Here is an 18149-nt window from a genome sequence, read left to right on the forward strand (position 1 = left end):
ACTTCTTACGTGATAAAATAAAGGTTTATGTACTATTTACATAAACGAAAACAATAGTGTTTTTTTTAGGATCCACCGCATGAAAGTCTTATTTTTATTCCTAGTCGCTACTTTTACTTTTGTCGCGGCACAGGAAGTCCCTTCTTTGGAAAAGTGTTTCTATTGGGCTTTACAAAACAACGTAGATATTGAGGTGACAAAGTTTGGCCCGAGAATAGCGGAACAAGATATAGGCCTAGCAACGAGTCCTTTTCACGATATTTTTATTGGCGCAAAAGCTTCATATACAAAGCTAGACTCTCGACTAGAACAGAGTGAACAAGCAAATTTTAGTGTAAATCTTGCCAAACGATTTTTACTGGGAACAGAAGTCGCTGTAGACTATCGCATTGACTACCTCGACACCACAGATCTTGAACTAGCTGCGCTGATAGGCGCGGTAATTGGAGACGATGATTTTATTGTCGACAAGATAAGTACATCAGCATTGACCTTTCAAGTAACACAGCCTCTCTTAAGAAATTTTGGGTTTGATGTGAACTCGGCATTTATTGATATAGCTAAAAAACAAAAAGAAATTGCCAATGCTGAAATTGAAAGGCAAATAAATGATACTCTTACCCAAGTAGAAATTGCATACTGGACATGGATTTCATTTCTGAAAATTCAAAAAGCTCTACAAATATCCATTAGAGAAGGTGAAAAATACAAAAGTAAGTATGTTGAACCTAAAGCGGGATTGACCGAAGGAGTTTTACCAAGTGACGTTGACCAAGCCAGAATAGATGTGCAACTGCGTAAAGACCAACTCATTACGGTAGAAAGACAAATCAAAGAGTGGGAAGACAAATTAAAAAGATTAATTTTCCCCTTAGATTCGAAGAAAGAATCTTTATCAAAAACACTTCCTATCTGGCAAGATGGTTTATCAGGTTTCACGTTGACAAATTTCCAGTTGCCAGATTTTGAATACGAAACTGCTCTGAAAAATCGTCCTGAGCTGAAACAAATACAAGGACAAGCAGAAGCCTTCCATATTTTATCAAAGCAAAAACAAAATCAACTTCTTCCCGAAGTGAATCTCGTCGGCCGTTATACTTTTATTGGGCAAGCTCAAGAAGAAAATATAGCTATTGCCAACACCATCGATGGTAACCACTACCAGTGGCATTTGGGAGTTGAATTTGAATACACATTAGGGACACTTGGTGTGCGTAGCGATTACAAAAAAGCACTTCTACAGAAACAACAATCTCAGGCGCAGAAAAAACAAATAGAATACGATATATGTTTGGAAATAAAGTTAAGCCGCCATGCTGTAGAAGAGGCCCTTCGAAAGTACAACAATACCACAAGTCTTCTACAAAAAGCCCAAGAACGACTTATTGGAGTAGAAAGACGCTACCAACAGCCACTCCCCTACGATTTCAACCTAATCTTTTTTGTACAAGATGCGGAAGTTCAGCGTACGGAAGCACAGGTAAATCAGTACCGAGCCATTTTGCAATATAAAATAGCTATGGCGCAACTCAAACGTGCCCAAGCAAAATATTTACAAACCATTTATAAAAAATATCGAATTAAATAAGGTGTATCAATGGCGATTTCGCAGATTATTCCTACAAAAATAGAACGAGCAGGCATACAAACGATCGGGAGATTAATTGTAAAGTTAGGTCTTGTTAGCCCCAATGCTTACGAGCAGCTCAATATGCTGTATCTCCTCGAAGAAAAAAAATGGACAACTGCCAAAAAAATACTTGGTGATTTGTTGTCGGAAGAAGAAATTATGCTTCTCGATATTTGTTATCGAGAATACATGTTTGTGGAATACGCTCGTAAAAAAGGAGTAATTTCGAAACAACAAGCCAATGACTACATGCAAAAAAGATTTAACGCGACAAGAAATAAACAGATCATCGGTAGCCTTTTTGTTCAACAAGGAATGAATGATAAAACGTTTGCTGGAATAGAAAATGACCTAATCAAACACAATTTGTTGGAAAAAAATGCTGCGCTTGTTCACTCGAACATAACGGCAAGCAAGAGTAAAATTGCCAAACTAAAAACCATTAAGCGCTTTAAAATGGGCGATACCATTTTTTCGCGTTACCAAGTCCTCGAAGAAATAGGTCAGGGAGGAATGGGCCGCGTTTATCGCGTTAAGGACGTAGAAAAAAATCGTACACTTGCTCTTAAGATTTTGACCAATTTACAAGACCAACAAAACAATTATAAGCGTTTCATGCGCGAAGCAAAATTGATGTTAAAGTTGCGTCACCCCAACATTGTGAGTGTTTACGATATAGAAGAGCACAATGGCCTCATTCTTTATACGATGGACTTGGTAAACGGAACAAACTTGAGCGAGCTCATCGAAAAACGATCCATTACCATGCAACAGTCTGTAGATGTCGTTCAAAAAATAGCAGAAGCAGCGGCATATGCACACCAACACGGCATTATTCACCGTGATATAAAACCGTCAAATATCATGATTGATAACGAAGGAAAACCGTTGCTGATGGATTTTGGACTTGCAAAGGTTGTCGAGGCAAATGAAAAAATATCACAAACCGGCGCCATTTTAGGTACTCCAGTGTACATGTCGCCCGAGCAGGCCGCAGGAAGATTGCATCTCATTAATGAACAAAGTGATATCTATTCGATAGGTGCTTTGTTTTATGAAATTCTAACAGGCGAAATGCCTTTTAAGGGATCATCTTCTCTTGCGGTAATTTTACAAGTGTTAAACGTAGACCCTATTCCACCACGCAAGCTTTCTCCACAGATTCCACAGGTCCTCGAAAACATTTGCATAAAAGCGATGAACAAAAAACAAGAACAGCGCTATATTAGTGGTTATGCCTTAGCTCAAGATCTCAATAACTACAAATATGGAAAGCCTACTCTAGCCAAAGCCCCGACAATGATGGCGTCTATAAAAAAAACCATTATGACACACCGTATGATCTCTTTTCCTGTTATTTCTATTTTACTACTGTGCATCACATTTTTTGTATATGCATCTTATAAAGAATATCGTTTGTTGTTTGATTTACAGGAATGTACGGGTCTCATTCTCGATATACAACAAATTACACCTAAAGATACAGAAGAACGTAATAAAGTTGCCAACTCGTATATTGCGACATTTACCGATCATATCCACCGCAATTCGAGCAACTCTGCGGCATATTTGGGACGTGCCGTTTGTCATATAATACAAGGGCACTACAAAGAGGCCCTCAAGGACTTGGATAAAACAATAGATCTTGCCGACAAATCACCCTTTCCATTAGAAATGCTGTACTTAATACGCGCACAGTGTTTCATTGATTATGGTAAATATGATCCTGCGATTGGAGACTTAAAACGCATCTCGCAAAAAGATAAGTGGGTATGGGTCGGTATTATATACAAAGATTTGGGCGATTACACCACGGCCTTACGCATTTTTGACAATATTTTGAATCGGCAAAATTACTATGCCAAAGAGAGCACCTTGTTTGCCAACATTCATAAAGCTAAAATTCTAACTCTACAAAAAAAAGTGCGTTCTGCACAAGCATATGCAGAAACGGCAGTAAACATGATCCCATACCTTGGTGGATCTAACTTAATTAGTTTTTATGCCGCCTCTGCATACAATACCCTTGCAGAAATACACATTGCCAAAGGTGAATTTGAACAAGCACTAAGCAAAATAAAAGAGGCCTCCAAATGGTATCCTTCGGATGAAAGCATATATAGAACCTTGGCCATGCTGGAAAGGAAAAGAGGAAATCTTTTACAAGCAAGTAGTATATACAAAGAACTAACGAAATATCAGGGGCAAATCCATTTTACATATTACTACTATGCCGCATATCTTAGCGAGCAACAACAACAAGAAAAAGCACTTTCGTACTTGGAAAAAGCCTTGCAACATGGTTTCTACGATTTTACACAATTGCAGCTAGACAATAGTTGGAACTCACTGCGCAATAGCGAAAAATTTCAATCGCTCGTAAACGAATACCAGCAAAAAATTCCCGTTCTTGACTTCACCATTAAGTGATATGGCAATATCAACTATTCTGTTTTACGATAAAGAAAATCCCAAACACCATGTCCTAACTTTTCGCCACGTATTTCAAATTTAGTCTTCGGTCGAGAAAATCTTTCCGTTGAAAATTGTTGCAAATTGCCGATTCGATTGAGAACATTTACCATATGCGCGGCATAATTTTCCCAATCTGTGGCAAGATGAATAATGCCTTGCGACTTTAATTTATAAGTAATATCAACGACAAACTCCACTTGGATAAGACGTCGTTTGTGATGTCGCTTTTTAGGCCACGGATCGGGAAAAAAAATTTGAATTTTTTGTAAACTGTTGTCAGGTATATATGGCAGCACATCCATAAAATCTTCACGCATAACACGAACATTTTGCAAATTATTTTTCGCAACTCCTGCCAAACAACTACCAACACCTGGTCCATGAATTTCCACGCCTAAAAAATTAGTCTGCGGCTCCGCAATAGCCTGTTCTACCAAGGACGTTCCAGGGCCAAAACCAATCTCCAAAACAACCTCGTTGTCGTTGCCGTAAATGCTGCGAAAATCAAAAGTAGTTGTGGGGACCGTTAATCCCCATTGAGGCATAAATTCGTCTAGCGCACGTTGTTGAGCACTGGTCAAACGACTTTCTCTTCGTACATAGCTACGTACAGTACGTAATTTTTTTTCTTCCATCCTATCAACCTTTGTGAAAATAAGCAGATACTGAGTTGTGAATATAAGATGTTAACAAAAACGAATAAAATAATAAATATATAAAAATGCCCGATCCCGTTCCCGTTCCCGCCCATGAAAAAAAACATCACAAATAACGATATTTCGTAATTCAATTAACGATATATCGCTGATCGCAAATGGCCTTTTTCACAAATCAAAATAAAAACGCAAAACCCCAAAAAATTGCAAGTCAATAATCATAAGCCTTACAAGGCAAAAGCAAAATATTTTTTCTACTTTGGCACACTATATGCTTACATACATAGTCAAACAACAATACAAAGATACAACCATACAAAAATACAACCATACAAAATACAAAGGCTATCGTAACCACACACGGAGGATTCAAATGAATAATGCGAAGCTTATCAAACAATTGAATGACTTATTGGCGGACAGCACAGTATACTACCAAAAACTGCGTAGCTGTCACTGGCTCGTACAAGGAAAACAATTTTTCCGCCTACACGAAGTATTTCAAGAAATGTATAGCAAATGGGAAGTTTACATTGATGAAATTGCAGAAAGAATTTTAATGATAGAGGGCGTACCACTAAACACATTGAAGTCTATGATGGAGGTTTCTAGTATTGAGGAGTACAGAGGCTTTGAGTCATCGACAGAAATGGTGGGCGAAATTACCAAGGATTTACAATATATCGTTGAAAGTATCAATGAAATCATTACCGAAGCCGAAAAAATAAGTGACCGCGGCACTGCAAATCTACTTGACAGCATCAATGATGCGCAACAAAAAAGGATTTGGATGTTGCGAGCATGGCTCAAAGAGGCTCCCGTTGCCGTCAGTTAGAATTTCTCCTAATATAGCAGAGTTTAGTTAGCAGCTTTGTGCTCTCTTGTCGCAAAACAAGAGAGCATTTTTTTATTGTAGCCCATAAATTTTCGCGACTACTTCTTCTGTTTTTTGGTAAGCATACTAAATAGCGTACGCCCAAAAATCATTCCCAGCACAAATGTAATGAGAAGTAAAGCAAATAGCGGCATAGTAGGTGTCGCAAAGATAAAATCTACAGGTGTGCTCGCACTATTTTTTACGCAAACAAGAACAATAAAAGTAATAATGACAACATTGATAATTCCGCTAATCTTTTTCATAGCGTACAATCTCCTTAAACTATGTGGAAAATATTTTAAATTTCTTCCTAACAAACGAGGAAGATACCTACATCTTGTTTCCGCTTATACGGTTTTCATAAAAGCGGTAGAGCTTTGCCAATGCAATAGCTGCAACTATATCTAAACAAGCCAAAACGGGTACTCGATAACGAATAGACCCCAAAAACACCATGTGAACCAAACTAATATACAAAATGGGTACTAATAAGTAGAAGTAATTACTTTTATCTAGCCACAGCACACCACATAAAAAAAATAGATATAGTCCGACACTAAATAATACGATAACGTGATTGATATAATTTGAATTGCGCAGTTTATAATCGTTAAATCCCATATTCCATAAACGTAAAAATTTTGTCATTGCCAAATATAACGGACGTGAAGGGTCATCTTTTATAAATTGCAAAGTTTTTTTACGCAGTAGCTTATCGCGTTGTATCTCACCCAATTGCCAATAGTTTTCGGGAAGTTTCATCTTTAACATTCTAGGCCCCCCTGTTGCTCCTGGTCCGAGAGCCTCGTACAAGTTGATACCTGACTTAGTCGTTGTCGGAATAAAATCGTGAAAAATAAATGCATTGCGTAATATCCACGGACTCATTGTCACCAGAACACTTACCCAAAACACGAAAATTAAATGCCACTGGCGACGATCACGCCACAGCCAAAAAAAGCCAATAAATATGGTAAAAGGTAACAACACGCTCCTTAATAAACTACCAATTGCACACAACACACCCAAACAAATAGCATACTTCGAACTGTTATGCTCACAAGTTTTAAATAGTGATATTAAAATCATTAGAAATAAAAAGCAAAACAACGTCTCGCTAAGGGCAAGGGAACAAAACGCTATTTGCAGAGGGTCAATCGCAAACAAGAATGCTGCAATAAGAGCGACACGTACATTATGGAGTAATAAATGGGCGAGAAAGAAAACGAGAAAAACACTACAACTTCCGATCACGGCTTGCACTATTTTGATGGTGACTAAATCGCTATTAAATAAATATATAAGTGCTAAAAATAATGGATACACTGGAGGGCGAACCGCTTGAGAGTTAGGATTTTCAATAAAACCTTTACCGCTTAGAATGTTTTTTGCTATTTGATCGTATGAAGTGGAATCGGGAAAAACAAAATGATCAGGGGAGAAAAAAACGACAAATGTTCGTAAAACTATGCCAAAAAAGAAAATGGCGATAAGAATCTTTGTGGTGCGTGACATTTAAGTACCTAAGTGTAGATTGTTTGCTACTCTGTTGGAAAGTGAGTACAAATATTTTTGTGGGAAATATGTACGACGGGCGACACAAGGCCGCCCTACATTCGCACATTTGCTAGACAAAACTTTATTCTTCGCTTTTCTTACCTGCTGTGTACTGAGAATACAACATGAGAATCGTTTTCTTTTGTGTATCGTTTAAAGACGGATCCTCTTCAATAGTGACTTTTGTTTTATCTTCATCAGATACTTGCTCTTCCGCTTGAGATTCTTCCGCGGCTTTTGCTTTCGCTTCAGCATCAGCCTCTGCTGCTGCCGCTTTTTCTTCGGCTTCATTCAGTTTTTCTTGTAAAGCAGCGAGTTCTTGGTTCAATTCTTCTAGCTTACTATCTTTTTCTGATAATTGTTCTTTAGATGCATTTAATTGCTCTTCCATTTCGGAAGTATCTTGTGAACTTTCTTGTTGTTCTTGCTGCTTTTCTTGCAATTCAGCAACCAACTCTTGGCTTTCTTTTAATTGCTTTTCAGATTCCAAAAGACGCATAGTCAGCTCTTCTGTACCACCTGCTTCTTCCAAAGAAAAGACAACGCTTTCTTCGCCCACATCTAAATCTTCAGGAATTGGAATACTATCGAGATCATCCATAATACGCTTAATTTCGCGAATAGCTCGGGCACGCAAACGTATATTTTGTTGATTGCTCTCTTTTGTTTTTTCCAGCTCTTCTTCTGCAGATTGCGCTTTCTCTTCCGCAGCTTGTAAATTGCCTTGTAAATCGTCTTTGACTTTTCCAAGTTCTTCTAATTCAGAATTTAGTTCCTCTATTTTTTGTTCTTTGTTGAGAACTTCTTCTTCGACAGACTCAATTTGCTTTTGTGCTTCTTGTAACTCTTGGTCTTTTGCCTCTAAGTTACCTTGTACTTCTTGTACTTGTTTTTCGCTACTTTCTACTTTTTCACTAGCACTTTGTAGTTCAATTTCAAGTTCGTTCACTTTTTCTGTTAGATTATTTACTTCTTGACCTTTTTCGCCTAAAGACTCATTGGCAGAACCCAACTGTTGTTCGTATTTCTCAACTTGCTCTGTTCTTTCGCGTAGTTGTTGCTTTATTTCTTCGAGTTGTTCATTGTGTCCCTCAACTTGATCTTCGAGCTTTTCTTCCAGGTCATTGATTTTCTTTTGTAAACCGATTTTATCGCTGTCAAGAAGACGTATTCTCTCTGTCTTACCTAGAATTTCACTACGCGCTTTTTCTAATTGTTCTTGTTTATTTTTAGCTTGTTTCTTTGCTTGAGCGCTTATTCCTAACGCGGTGAGAATAGCCCCGATAACAGCACCGATAGCTCCGTATAATAAAAACTCCATCAAACAACCTTTCTAAGGTAATTTTAGTATAAAAAAAAGATGCCATTTCACAAAGCAGTAACTACTTTTATCGAAATGACATCTATCATATAAAATTTTGCAACTTGCGTCTAGAAATAATTGATACCTTGATTGCTTGTCAAAAACTGTCCTCCTCCATTTTATTGAAGAGGACATGTTTCTTGAGTTTTAGCAATTCAGTAATTTTACGCAAAAACCTTATCCGGTCTTAAGTAACTTGTCGTAAAGAGGAAACTGCGAAGGTGGTTCACCAGCAAGTAGCATTTCGACCTGGAAGTCTTCAACACTTACTTTTTCACCATCACACTTCACTTCTTTCACTTTCAAGCTACTCGGCCCTTCGGTCACAAAAGTAACATCAACACGTGCAGAGACACGCGCGCTCATGGTTACATTTGCCCAAAGCTGGCTGATACCATCTTTTGATTTGCGGTAACCGAGATTTAAACGACGCACACCGCGTTCAAAAGGAACGGAAAATTCACGTGTATTGTCTGCATCCCAGGCATTGTGATCAGGCTTTAGTATCGTTTCGACCAATTGCCCTTCGACCACCTTACCAAAGCACCACGAAAGCTTTCCAGCGCTTTCTTCTTCAAGGCTACTCTTAAAGGTAAAGAATCTTCCCAAGCCTTTTTGGTGAAACTGTAGAACTTCACATACCTTACCAATGGAAGAGTTCTCAGTACTCACGTTGACAACACGCGATTGTGGAACGCGGTTCGCATTGAGATGATTCGCGAAAATATCGCGTAAATGCGGTATTTCGAAAACGCGTCCGCCAAGAAGAATTACTGTATTCTCTGGGCTTTCTGCGAAACCTTTGATCGCCAAATCACCGAGTTTTTCCACAGCTTTTTGGTAATGCTCACCAATTAACTCGTCAAAGTGCTTTTTGCCTTCGCTTGTGGTGAGTTTTCCCCAGTCTTCTAGAACCTTGCGGCTCAAAGTACTCACTTTGTGTGCCGCGGTTGCTCCAAAACGTCTTTCCTCTTCTTCTTCTAAGAAAGAACAACTGATGTGGTCACCACCAAAGCCAATTTTTCCAAGGTAGTTTTGATAGATGGTGATTGTTTCACCTACGCGCTTAGCTGATGCTAAGTGCTCAATAGAATCTACCTTAAGGCGCACAACACGCGAGTGAGTAGCACCCATAGTTACCACTAAGAAGTTAATCGGATCATCGGTACGTGGTAGAAGACCGTGGCGCATCATGAGCTTCTTAATTTCTAGCTCATTTGCGGCAAGTTTAGGCTCTACTTGATCTGTCAGCCAGTGAATCAAAGTTACCGCTGACTCAGGTAAACTAACCACTTTTTCTTGCATACCAATTTCATGGTCGCCCTTAGGGTCCATAATCGGTGGAAAAAATTTCTCACCGGCGTTCACAAACCAACTACGGTATCTTTCGCTGTCTTGTTCAGAGAAATGATCTGGTGTTTCCACCACAATACTTCCCATTTGAAAACGACGGATTTCAGAAAAATATTCGTGTGCATTTTTCCATAAGAATTCGTATTGCGCACGAATGTAATTTTCGAAAACCGTATCGTTATTTGGCGATTGAAACTTAACCTTGTTGCCATCATAAGTAGTGATGTAATGTGGCAACTTTGTCAAGTTCAACAAGAAACGATTAGGTTGTAAAAATAGTGTGCAAGATGGATCTCCACGATCACTCACAAATTGACCAAGAGCGTCTTCTCCAAGAGAAAGTTCTTGATCCGTATCACTTTGAACTTTTTCAGAGCGATATACCGAAAAGTCAAGTGTACGATTTTCCATTTCTGGTTTCCAAGGTAGCAAATCGTTACCAAGTTGGCAAAAAAGTGCTCTCTTTGTATACGTAGTTCCAAGAGACAGCCCAAATACCAAGGCTGGTAGAGACTGCCCTCTTGTAGGCAATGTCAAGTTAGGGACGGTAAGCGAATCGTCCGTTAACTCAGCAGCCGCTTTGGGGTTTTTAAATACTTTATCCCATACGCTCATGTCGGCAATCTCCTTTATGAGGGAAGTTTTTCAAAAACTTCGTTTAACTTATCGTATGACTTGGTCACTGCTTCTGCTTCTTCTTTGGAGATATCGTCGCGGATATCAAAAGACGAAGTGATCTTGGTTTTTTGCGCCCACAAGTGCTTACGTAGACGGTTTTGGTTCCATAAAGAAGCAAGTAACTGACATTCCATTACGTTTTGTACACCTTCTTGGAATGCTTTTCTTTCGCTATTGGTGTAAATACCCTTTAGCTCGTCCTCAAGAGCAGCAATTGGCTCGGTAAGATAATTGATAACCGCTTCTACTGGTTTATTACCTTTAATGATCGGACGATTCTTGTCTTCCATAAAACTGACTATTTGCTCGGTGACACGTTCGCGAATATGGGAAAATGTATTCTTTTGATATACTTCCCAATCCTCTTCTTCCTCTTCGGAAAGCTGTACAACTTCGCGTACTTGCTCAAGAGTCATGTAGCCTTTGTCCACAAGAATTTGACCAATTTTTACCTTGCGTCCTGTATCGTCAAGCAGTCTTTTTGTTCTTCTAGGCCTTCTTCTACTTGCTTAGAAGTACAAAGTTTTCTCATAATACAGAATTCACCAAAACGCTCTGGTAGACGGAATTCCTCTGGACGCCAGTTAAGCTGTTTTAAATCTTTGAGTAATTTTTCTAGATACTCATCGATTTCTTTGTCCGTAGGCTTCGCTTCTACAACGCGCTTTGCACCAAGAATGTTAAGAACATCTTTGGTATAAGGTAAGATATGCTTACCTAAACGGTCGTAGCGAATTTCGCTACCTTCTTTGCGCATAACGCGTTCAACGGTACGCCATGCAAAACGTACACCACCGTCTTCATCATCAAGAGCGGCGCGAATGTTTTTACTCGCATCGTACAAGTACTTATTCAAAGTAGGACTGTCCGCACTATTTAATAAGAACTCTTCTTCATTGTCACCATCAATCTTGAACTTTGGAGCGTGGCATAAGAATACGTTGCGGAAACCAGAACCAAGACCACCAATTTTGTCCATCACGTTGGTTTCGATCCAAATTTTCCACGTGTTTTCTTCATTAGGTATAATTTGGCCATCGCTCTTGGTATAGTCTTTTTTGTTTACCGCTTGGGTAACCGCTTTGTCCAATTTGTTCATCAAGATAAATAGACGTTTGTCAAGTGCACCGTGCTTTGCACATTCCGCAAACAACTCTTGGAATTCGGTATCCACTTGTTGTTCTTCCATTACCAAAATAAAGATAATGATGTCAACAGATGGAATCAAACGCTCAAATCCCCAACGGTTTTTAAACGCTTGGATTTGCGAGTGTACTTTAATACTAGGGTCTTTTGCTTCGGTCTCGTCCCCACCAACGCGAACCCCTGCAGTGTCATAGATATCGATATCTTTTAGAATATCTTCTTCTACAAATAGGTCGGTAATCGCCCCTGCAGTTCTCATGTTGTAGTAAGTTTCACCTTCTTGGTCCGCTTCACCGCGTGCACGACCCAGTTTGTCTTGAAGCATTTTCGATAGCTTTTTGCCATCTTCACCCTTGTCCAAGAACGAAAGAATCAAGTTGCGTGGAATTGGGTTAAAACGATCAAAAGAAGTCGACTCTGGATTAAAGTGATCCGCTATATTTCCTAGTGTTTCGAAATACTTCGCATCGTCCTTGCGATCTTCCGATTTTGCCCACATAAACGCTTCGCGAATCCATTCACGCGTCGCAGTGTAGAGCTTCTTTTCCCATACTTCGTTGCGTACGGCATTCGGATCACGCTGAATTTTTGTTACGCGATCCCAGCTGTCCCCGAGTTGTGCATCTTTCAAATATGCGCTTTTTACCGTTTGCAGTTTAGACATCAACTGCACTAAGTCACGTGGCATCAAGAACGTTACACGACCGTGATCTTTTGGATCCATATCTTCATTAGGATAGCGCATGCGCACCAACATCGGAGTGGTATCACGCGCAGTCGAACCTGCAAATTCTCTCAATTTAGGAAGAAAACTACCGAGAATTTCTGTTTTACCAGCCGAACTTGTACCTAGCAGGATAGCACAGGGGGGCCGTTTGGCCCGATCCACTGCGCTTAGTCCGTCATTGCCTATACAAGTCATCTCGTCGAAAACTTCCTGGAGAATTTTATTGCTCTTGGGATCAATACTTTCTTTGAAAGTCTGCAAAGGTAGTGAATCTTTTACTACCTCAACTAACACTTCGGTTAGTTGTCCAAGATTGCGACAATGTTCTTCGTAAGACGACATTTCATCTCCTATTCATTACTAATTATACGTTCCCTGGTTGGTACAAGTTGCTTTTGCAAGATATACTTTGGAAAACCGCGAAGGCTCTTTCCTTCTTTCGGCGAAATCTTCCAGATAAGAGTTCTCTTTGCACTTTCGGTAGGACTTGCAGGAACCTTCAATTGTGGGTGCTTGCCCTTAAATACCTCTGGTGCATAGATGTTTTCGTATATCGTTGTCGTAATCACGTGAGATTCGTCATACTTATACTGGAACATTTGCACATTGTTGTTTTCTAGAGTATGTTTCTTATCGTATACTTCTGCCAACTCTTCAGACCATTCAAACTTTTCAGATGACTTTAGCTGTGAGCTGTTGGCAAATAGTTTGTTCAATAAGTCGAACATACGACGCGATTGAATCTTTCCTTCATCATAGTTACCACAAATATTTGCATAATCGCGGTATGGGAAAAACTTTTCTTCAGGAAGTTTTTCGTTAGCGTCTAAGTACAACAATTCCATATCGTAGTTTTCTTGCAATGCTGTAAAGCTACGTGAATCACTCGCTGGCTCAGGTTCTTCTTTCCAACTTAGTTCCAGAGTTTCTTTGTTTTCTGTCATTTCCGTTGCTTGGATATTGAAAGCATACGGAGAAATCACTGGTCCGTTGTCTACAGAAAAGTTCCACTTCCAGTTTTTTGTGCCGCGTTTTACATACATCTCAAGGCCCTTGGTACGCATAACTTCGCGTAAACGATCTGGAGATATCTGATATCCACTTACTTCAAAAAGAACCACACTCTTTGGATGTACACTGAAATCAATAACCGGAGGACTTATGTCACCCGCACGAGCAATCTTCTTTTCGCCAGTACGATCTTCGTAGAAAATGTCTAGACGAATACGCTTATCTGGACCACCTTTTACTTCCGAAGAAGTATGATCTTCATAAAAAGCGGTATAAGCGTCAACGCCGGTCACACGTACGATTTTGGTGTCCGCATTACCTGCCCAGTTATCACCATAGTTGAAGATTTCCACTTTGTAGTCTTGACTTGGCCAAGGATCTAGACTCAAACCATTGCGCTTGAATAGTTTGATCTTCTTTACCTCTCCTTGAAGTCCGTCCGCTTGTGGACGATAGGTCTTCATGTATACCCACTTGCTACCAAATGGACATTTATCAAGAGTCTGACGGTCAATGACTATCTCAAAACTAGAATACCAACTCTCATCCACGGTAAATTGTGGCATCATAGAGCGTTCAACGAAGTCAAGCAAACCTTCTTGTTCTTGCTTGCTCAAACCATCACGGTTTTTGTCGCGTTCTTCTGGTGTACGTACTTTGTTTTGTAGTTCTTGCCAGAAAACACGGCGAACCTCTACAGGACTTAGAAGATAAGACTCAATTCTCTTGCGGAATTCGTCTGCGATATTATTCATCTGAGTTAAGTTGATTTTTCCATCAACATCAGTAAATTCTCTACTGATCCCTTGAATTGCTACCCAAAATTTCGATTTTGGTTTCACAGAGTTCTTCAAACGTTCTTCCCATAGAGAGTACTGTAACAAGTTGTGGTACAACTTTTCAGAAATTTGAATACCACTTCCCACATTTTGAGGCTTTTGCTCAGGAAAAGCATCGCTATGAGGATATATGTTCCCCAAGTAAGATTTTACACGTGGTACTGCGTCGAAGTGTGTTGGAACACCGCGATAATAACTTTCGTTGAGTTCGTGCAGTTGGATCGCTGTCTTGTCCAATAAAACCTTATCAAATGGAACTTTAAAAGTCACACTCTTAAAGCGTGTTGGTGAATCAACAAGTATTGGGAATACGCGTGTCGGATAGAACTCGACATCTAGGGTATAGTAGTCATTGGCAACTTTTTTACCTGCCGCGATATCTTCTTCTAGACCTGTTAAGCCAAGGAAATCATTAAGAAGATCTTCACTTTTACCACTCCACGCCAAGAAAAGAGCTTCGCGCATTAACTGGTACGCTAATTTAGTTGCAAATTCTTCCTTGTTACCAAGAGAAGTACCTAGTTCTTCCGCAAGTGTACCAAGAACATCTGTCGGAGGAGCACTTGGGGTTTTTGTTCCCACAGATTGAAGTGCCCAAGCAATAATTTTTGCCCAACGCGCGTCATCGCTGTAGACTTGTCCTTCGCTCTTGTGATAACCACTGTGCACCAACTGTGTCGCTGCACATGTTAGAAGAAAACGCATTTCTTTTGCCAAACTGTCCGCGTTTGCGGTTTTATAGTTTTGTACAGAGATGCTAAATGTTTTATCTTCTTGATTTAGCTTCACATCCCACATAACTTCATGTTCTGCGGCACGAGAAACATTCACTTCGATAGAAGCTTCCATGTCTTTTTCTGGTAGGTAAAAAGTTAGCTTTGTTTTCTTATCCTTTTCACCTGCCTTGACGCCACTTCCAGCAACAGCGTAGTACTGAACCACTTTACCAATAATATCTTGGTCTGCCAAGAAATAGAGATCTTTTGTTGCAACAGAACCAATTTCTTTGTGATCAAGTAGTGTGTATGGAGGTCTCTTATCTTGAGAACGCTTTAAAAACTTGAGTTGTACTGCTGGCTTATTTAAGGACTTAATGCCATCAATATCACTCTTGTTGTATGTAAACCAGTCACTGTCCACTGTTTGGTAGATCATATTGAGAACAGAAGAATCTTCAATCTTCAGATACGCCTGATTCGATACGTCGGCAACAGCTTCGTCACCAGCAAAAAGAATTACATTGTAACGCAAACCACCCAGTGGGCCATTGATGTTTACCACTTTTTGGTCTTTAGGATCTTCTTGATTTAACCAGTCTTCTTTTTTGTAAGTTTGGTTAGGAGCAAGTTGACGCCAAGTAACAATTTTTAGAGCTTCTTCAGACTTCGCAGAAATAGGAAGTTCTAACTCAGTACGCTTATTTCTCTTCAGAGTTAGCATCGCGTTTTCTACGTTTTTGTCGGTGAGAACCACAACATAGAGTTGTGTAATTGCTTCGGCAGTTTGACGACGAATATTAACAGCATTCAAGTTTTCTTTGGTTGGTTGGAACCATCCAGACTCGTTTGCCTTGTAATTATCTTCGTTGGCTGCGAAGTACAACACATTGTCTTTTACTGTGTAGTTTTCGATGGCATTTGTTTTGCCGTCTTTTGGATTGTAAAAATACAGTGTTCTGTCCGACTGGATTTGGAAACCAATCCCCATCGCACCGTAATTATCAAGAGGTTGTTTACTTTGTCCGTCGTTTATTTCATACGTGAAATCAGCTAGACGTACCGCTTCTAGTTTACGAGGACTGCGATTCCATAAACGCTTTTGTATTTCAATGGGGTACGCTAAGCCAGATACTTGGTTACGTACATGCACCATCTTGTCTTCTTTAAATAGGAAATCTTCCTTTGGATTAAACGTAATAGGAATTTCCGTTGTTTTTTCAATCCCTGGTACTGCGATGTGTACCGAACATTCGATGTCTTCACTTGGAAGTTGCTTGTTCGCTATTTTTACCGTCGTAAATTCAGGAAGTTGTGCCAGAGCGTAGTATTTATGTCCATTAAGTTGGAAAACATCTGGATCACGGCGACTTAGGCGTCCGCGACGTGGACGATCTTCATCTTCATCTTCGTCTTCGTCGAAGTCTTCGTCATCTTCTTCGTCATCTTCGTCGAAGTCACGACTTCTTCTCGTTCGAATACGAACAGAGCGAGTTGTCGGCAATCCACCATTGTAGTATGTTTCGGAAAAACTAACTGTTGCCACAACAGGTCCTTTCGGAGATTTTAAATACTGAATCTCGATGGGTACTGTTGGCAAATCAGGATTTTTAAAAGTTACGCGAAAGAATGCGCGTTTGTTGATTTCCGCACTTTTCTCTTTAGAGCCCTTTGGTGGGTTAGCAAATACGCGAAGCTCTTCGGAAACACTAGAAGTCTTTTCATCTTGTGTTTGCTTAAAAGTTACCGAGGTAGGTTGTGAACTTAACTTCCAACCTTTTTTCGCAACGATAACTTCAAGAGGTAAGCTTTTTTCTTCTTTGCTAGAAGGTGCGAGATCGAATCTTTCACGTCCCCACTTCTTTTGACTTTTAATGATAAAACGCGAAGTAATTTTTTTGCCGTTGCTCTCGAATTCTTTGGTAGCGGCTTTTACCATGTCAAGCTCTTTGTATTTGAGCTGATCTAAAGCAATAGGTTTATTCTTGTTCAAACCGTATACCTGATCGAGAGGCTTACTTAGGCCAAGTTTATCAAAAATAAAAAGTCCGCCCATTTGCTCTAGGCGTAGTGGTGACTCATAGGTTCCTACCATTTCGACGACATCGCCACTTACATCATTGCGATTGAGTACAATACGATAACTGTCAACTTCGTTGTACTTCTTTTTGTCTTGTTTATCGCGCTTTAAACTACTCACAACAGTTGATTTAGCGTCGACTTCTAGAGCCTCACCGTCGTTGTTGTAAAATTGATAGCTAACAGATTGTAGCTCGGCGTTGTTCCACGGAGTCAAGCCCGAAAAGAACATCAAAATAGAAAACGCCACAAAACCAATCAAAGCATACACCGCCGCATAACCGGTTCCCACAGCAATACGTTCTAGAGTAGGAACATCGCGTGATAAGTGGCGAAGAGCCGCAAATGCAGTTTGTAAGTCATTGGCTTTTAATACACGATTGAATAGGCTAAAATCCCAACGTTGACGAATGAGGTCTTTAATCGCCATTAGACACAACTCTTCTGAAGAAGTGTTTTCCGCAATACTATCAGGACATATAGAGTGTATTGCGACGTTTAGATGACGTTCACCACTTTCGTTGTCAGTAAGTACGAAGGCTTCTTTTCCTGGGTATATGAAAAAGTCGTCATATTTGAAAAGTTTTTCCTCGCGAAGAGCGCGAATTGCCGCAACAACATCAAGTAGTTCGCGAGCGAATTTTTTCATTTCCAAGTAAGGATTGCTCAAATCTTTTGTCAAGATTTGATCTAAGGGATAGCTTTGACTTCCCTTTGGCAAATTAACACGAATGGGAAGTGTTTGATTTGTTAAGTCGGTATAGTTTGCTCCGGCATTAAATACCTGAACGTTTTGGATGCGTTCTTCGACATTTTCCCAGATGGATTTCTGTACGAGAACACCTTCTTTTTTTTCAGGCGGAGCTTCGTAAAAGAGATCATTGAGTGCTTCGATCCCTTGTTTGCAAATTTCAAAATTTCGAGGGATTGCCTTCAGAGCTTTTCTATCTACCCTACACTTTAATGTTGTAGGAAAGGTAAAACTACCGTCTTTTAGCTGAATCCCTTTTGAAGGATCGGTTGACATAGGTGTTTATATCTA

The 18149-nt window shown here is 39.8% G+C and carries 11 protein-coding genes; 3 read left to right on the top strand and 8 right to left on the bottom strand.

Going from position 1 to position 18149, the window contains the following annotated elements; translation table 11 throughout:
• The first annotated feature begins 79 nt into the window (after positions 1-79).
• Together UABAM_RS10550 and UABAM_RS10555 are read left to right on the top strand one after the other, a co-directional pair.
• Complete coding sequence (locus UABAM_RS10550) at positions 80-1588, top strand: TolC family protein (RefSeq protein WP_151967965.1); 1509 nt, start codon at positions 80-82, stop codon at positions 1586-1588.
• A gap of 9 nt (positions 1589-1597) precedes the next feature.
• A complete protein-coding gene (locus UABAM_RS10555) occupies positions 1598-4060 on the top strand; it encodes a serine/threonine-protein kinase (protein ID WP_151967966.1) in 2463 nt (820 codons plus the stop codon).
• A 14-nt stretch (positions 4061-4074) separates the two neighbouring features.
• Here the strand turns inward: UABAM_RS10555 and trmB are convergent, their stop codons facing one another.
• A complete protein-coding gene (gene trmB / locus UABAM_RS10560; RefSeq protein WP_151967967.1) occupies positions 4075-4740 on the bottom strand; it encodes a tRNA (guanosine(46)-N7)-methyltransferase TrmB in 666 nt (221 codons plus the stop codon).
• A 394-nt stretch (positions 4741-5134) separates the two neighbouring features.
• On the opposite strand from trmB, the gene UABAM_RS10565 reads away from it, so the two are divergent.
• The gene (locus tag UABAM_RS10565; protein ID WP_173013240.1) at positions 5135-5596 is read left to right on the top strand and encodes a Dps family protein; all 462 of its coding nucleotides are present in this window, start codon (positions 5135-5137) and stop codon (positions 5594-5596) included.
• Positions 5597-5694: 98 nt separating this feature from the next.
• On the opposite strand, the gene UABAM_RS10570 is transcribed toward UABAM_RS10565, so the two are convergent.
• The 7 genes from UABAM_RS10570 to UABAM_RS10600 all read right to left on the bottom strand — a co-directional run bounded on the left by UABAM_RS10570 (position 5695) and on the right by UABAM_RS10600 (position 18134).
• Positions 5695-5901, bottom strand: coding sequence for a lipopolysaccharide assembly protein LapA domain-containing protein (locus UABAM_RS10570; RefSeq protein ID WP_151967969.1), 207 nt, complete (start codon positions 5899-5901; stop codon positions 5695-5697).
• Positions 5902-5968: 67 nt separating this feature from the next.
• Positions 5969-7153 carry an ArnT family glycosyltransferase gene (locus UABAM_RS10575; protein WP_151967970.1) on the bottom strand — a complete coding sequence of 395 codons (1185 nt, stop codon included), beginning with the start codon at positions 7151-7153 and terminating at the stop codon, positions 5969-5971.
• A gap of 124 nt (positions 7154-7277) precedes the next feature.
• A complete protein-coding gene (locus UABAM_RS10580) occupies positions 7278-8516 on the bottom strand; it encodes a coiled-coil domain-containing protein (protein ID WP_151967971.1) in 1239 nt (412 codons plus the stop codon).
• A gap of 219 nt (positions 8517-8735) precedes the next feature.
• Positions 8736-10526, bottom strand: a complete 1791-nt coding sequence (locus UABAM_RS10585; RefSeq protein WP_151967972.1) for a hypothetical protein — start codon at positions 10524-10526, stop codon at positions 8736-8738.
• A 14-nt stretch (positions 10527-10540) separates the two neighbouring features.
• Positions 10541-11020 (bottom strand): hypothetical protein, encoded by a 480-nt coding sequence (locus UABAM_RS10590; protein ID WP_151967973.1) that lies wholly within the window; start codon positions 11018-11020, stop codon positions 10541-10543.
• Between the two features lie 17 nt (positions 11021-11037).
• Positions 11038-12804, bottom strand: coding sequence for a P-loop NTPase family protein (locus tag UABAM_RS10595; protein WP_151967974.1), 1767 nt, complete (start codon positions 12802-12804; stop codon positions 11038-11040).
• A gap of 8 nt (positions 12805-12812) precedes the next feature.
• A complete protein-coding gene (locus UABAM_RS10600; protein ID WP_151967975.1) occupies positions 12813-18134 on the bottom strand; it encodes a hypothetical protein in 5322 nt (1773 codons plus the stop codon).
• Positions 18135-18149: the final 15 nt, after the last annotated feature.

This window comes from Candidatus Uabimicrobium amorphum, assembly GCF_009002475.1.
GTDB lineage: Bacteria > Planctomycetota > Uabimicrobiia > Uabimicrobiales > Uabimicrobiaceae > Uabimicrobium > Uabimicrobium amorphum.

Bases quoted from the DNA above. Each gene is read 5' to 3' on its own strand.
- UABAM_RS10575 (WP_151967970.1), bottom strand. From the start codon at position 7,153: ATGTCACGCACCACAAAGATTCTTATCGCCATTTTCTTTTTTGGCATA.
- UABAM_RS10580 (WP_151967971.1), bottom strand. From the start codon at position 8,516: ATGGAGTTTTTATTATACGGAGCTATCGGTGCTGTTATCGGGGCTATT.
- UABAM_RS10550 (WP_151967965.1), top strand. From the start codon at position 80: ATGAAAGTCTTATTTTTATTCCTAGTCGCTACTTTTACTTTTGTCGCG.
- UABAM_RS10570 (WP_151967969.1), bottom strand. From the start codon at position 5,901: ATGAAAAAGATTAGCGGAATTATCAATGTTGTCATTATTACTTTTATT.
- trmB (WP_151967967.1), bottom strand. From the start codon at position 4,740: ATGGAAGAAAAAAAATTACGTACTGTACGTAGCTATGTACGAAGAGAA.
- UABAM_RS10555 (WP_151967966.1), top strand. From the start codon at position 1,598: ATGGCGATTTCGCAGATTATTCCTACAAAAATAGAACGAGCAGGCATA.
- UABAM_RS10595 (WP_151967974.1), bottom strand. From the start codon at position 12,804: ATGTCGTCTTACGAAGAACATTGTCGCAATCTTGGACAACTAACCGAA.
- UABAM_RS10565 (WP_173013240.1), top strand. From the start codon at position 5,135: ATGAATAATGCGAAGCTTATCAAACAATTGAATGACTTATTGGCGGAC.
- UABAM_RS10585 (WP_151967972.1), bottom strand. From the start codon at position 10,526: ATGAGCGTATGGGATAAAGTATTTAAAAACCCCAAAGCGGCTGCTGAG.
- UABAM_RS10600 (WP_151967975.1), bottom strand. From the start codon at position 18,134: ATGTCAACCGATCCTTCAAAAGGGATTCAGCTAAAAGACGGTAGTTTT.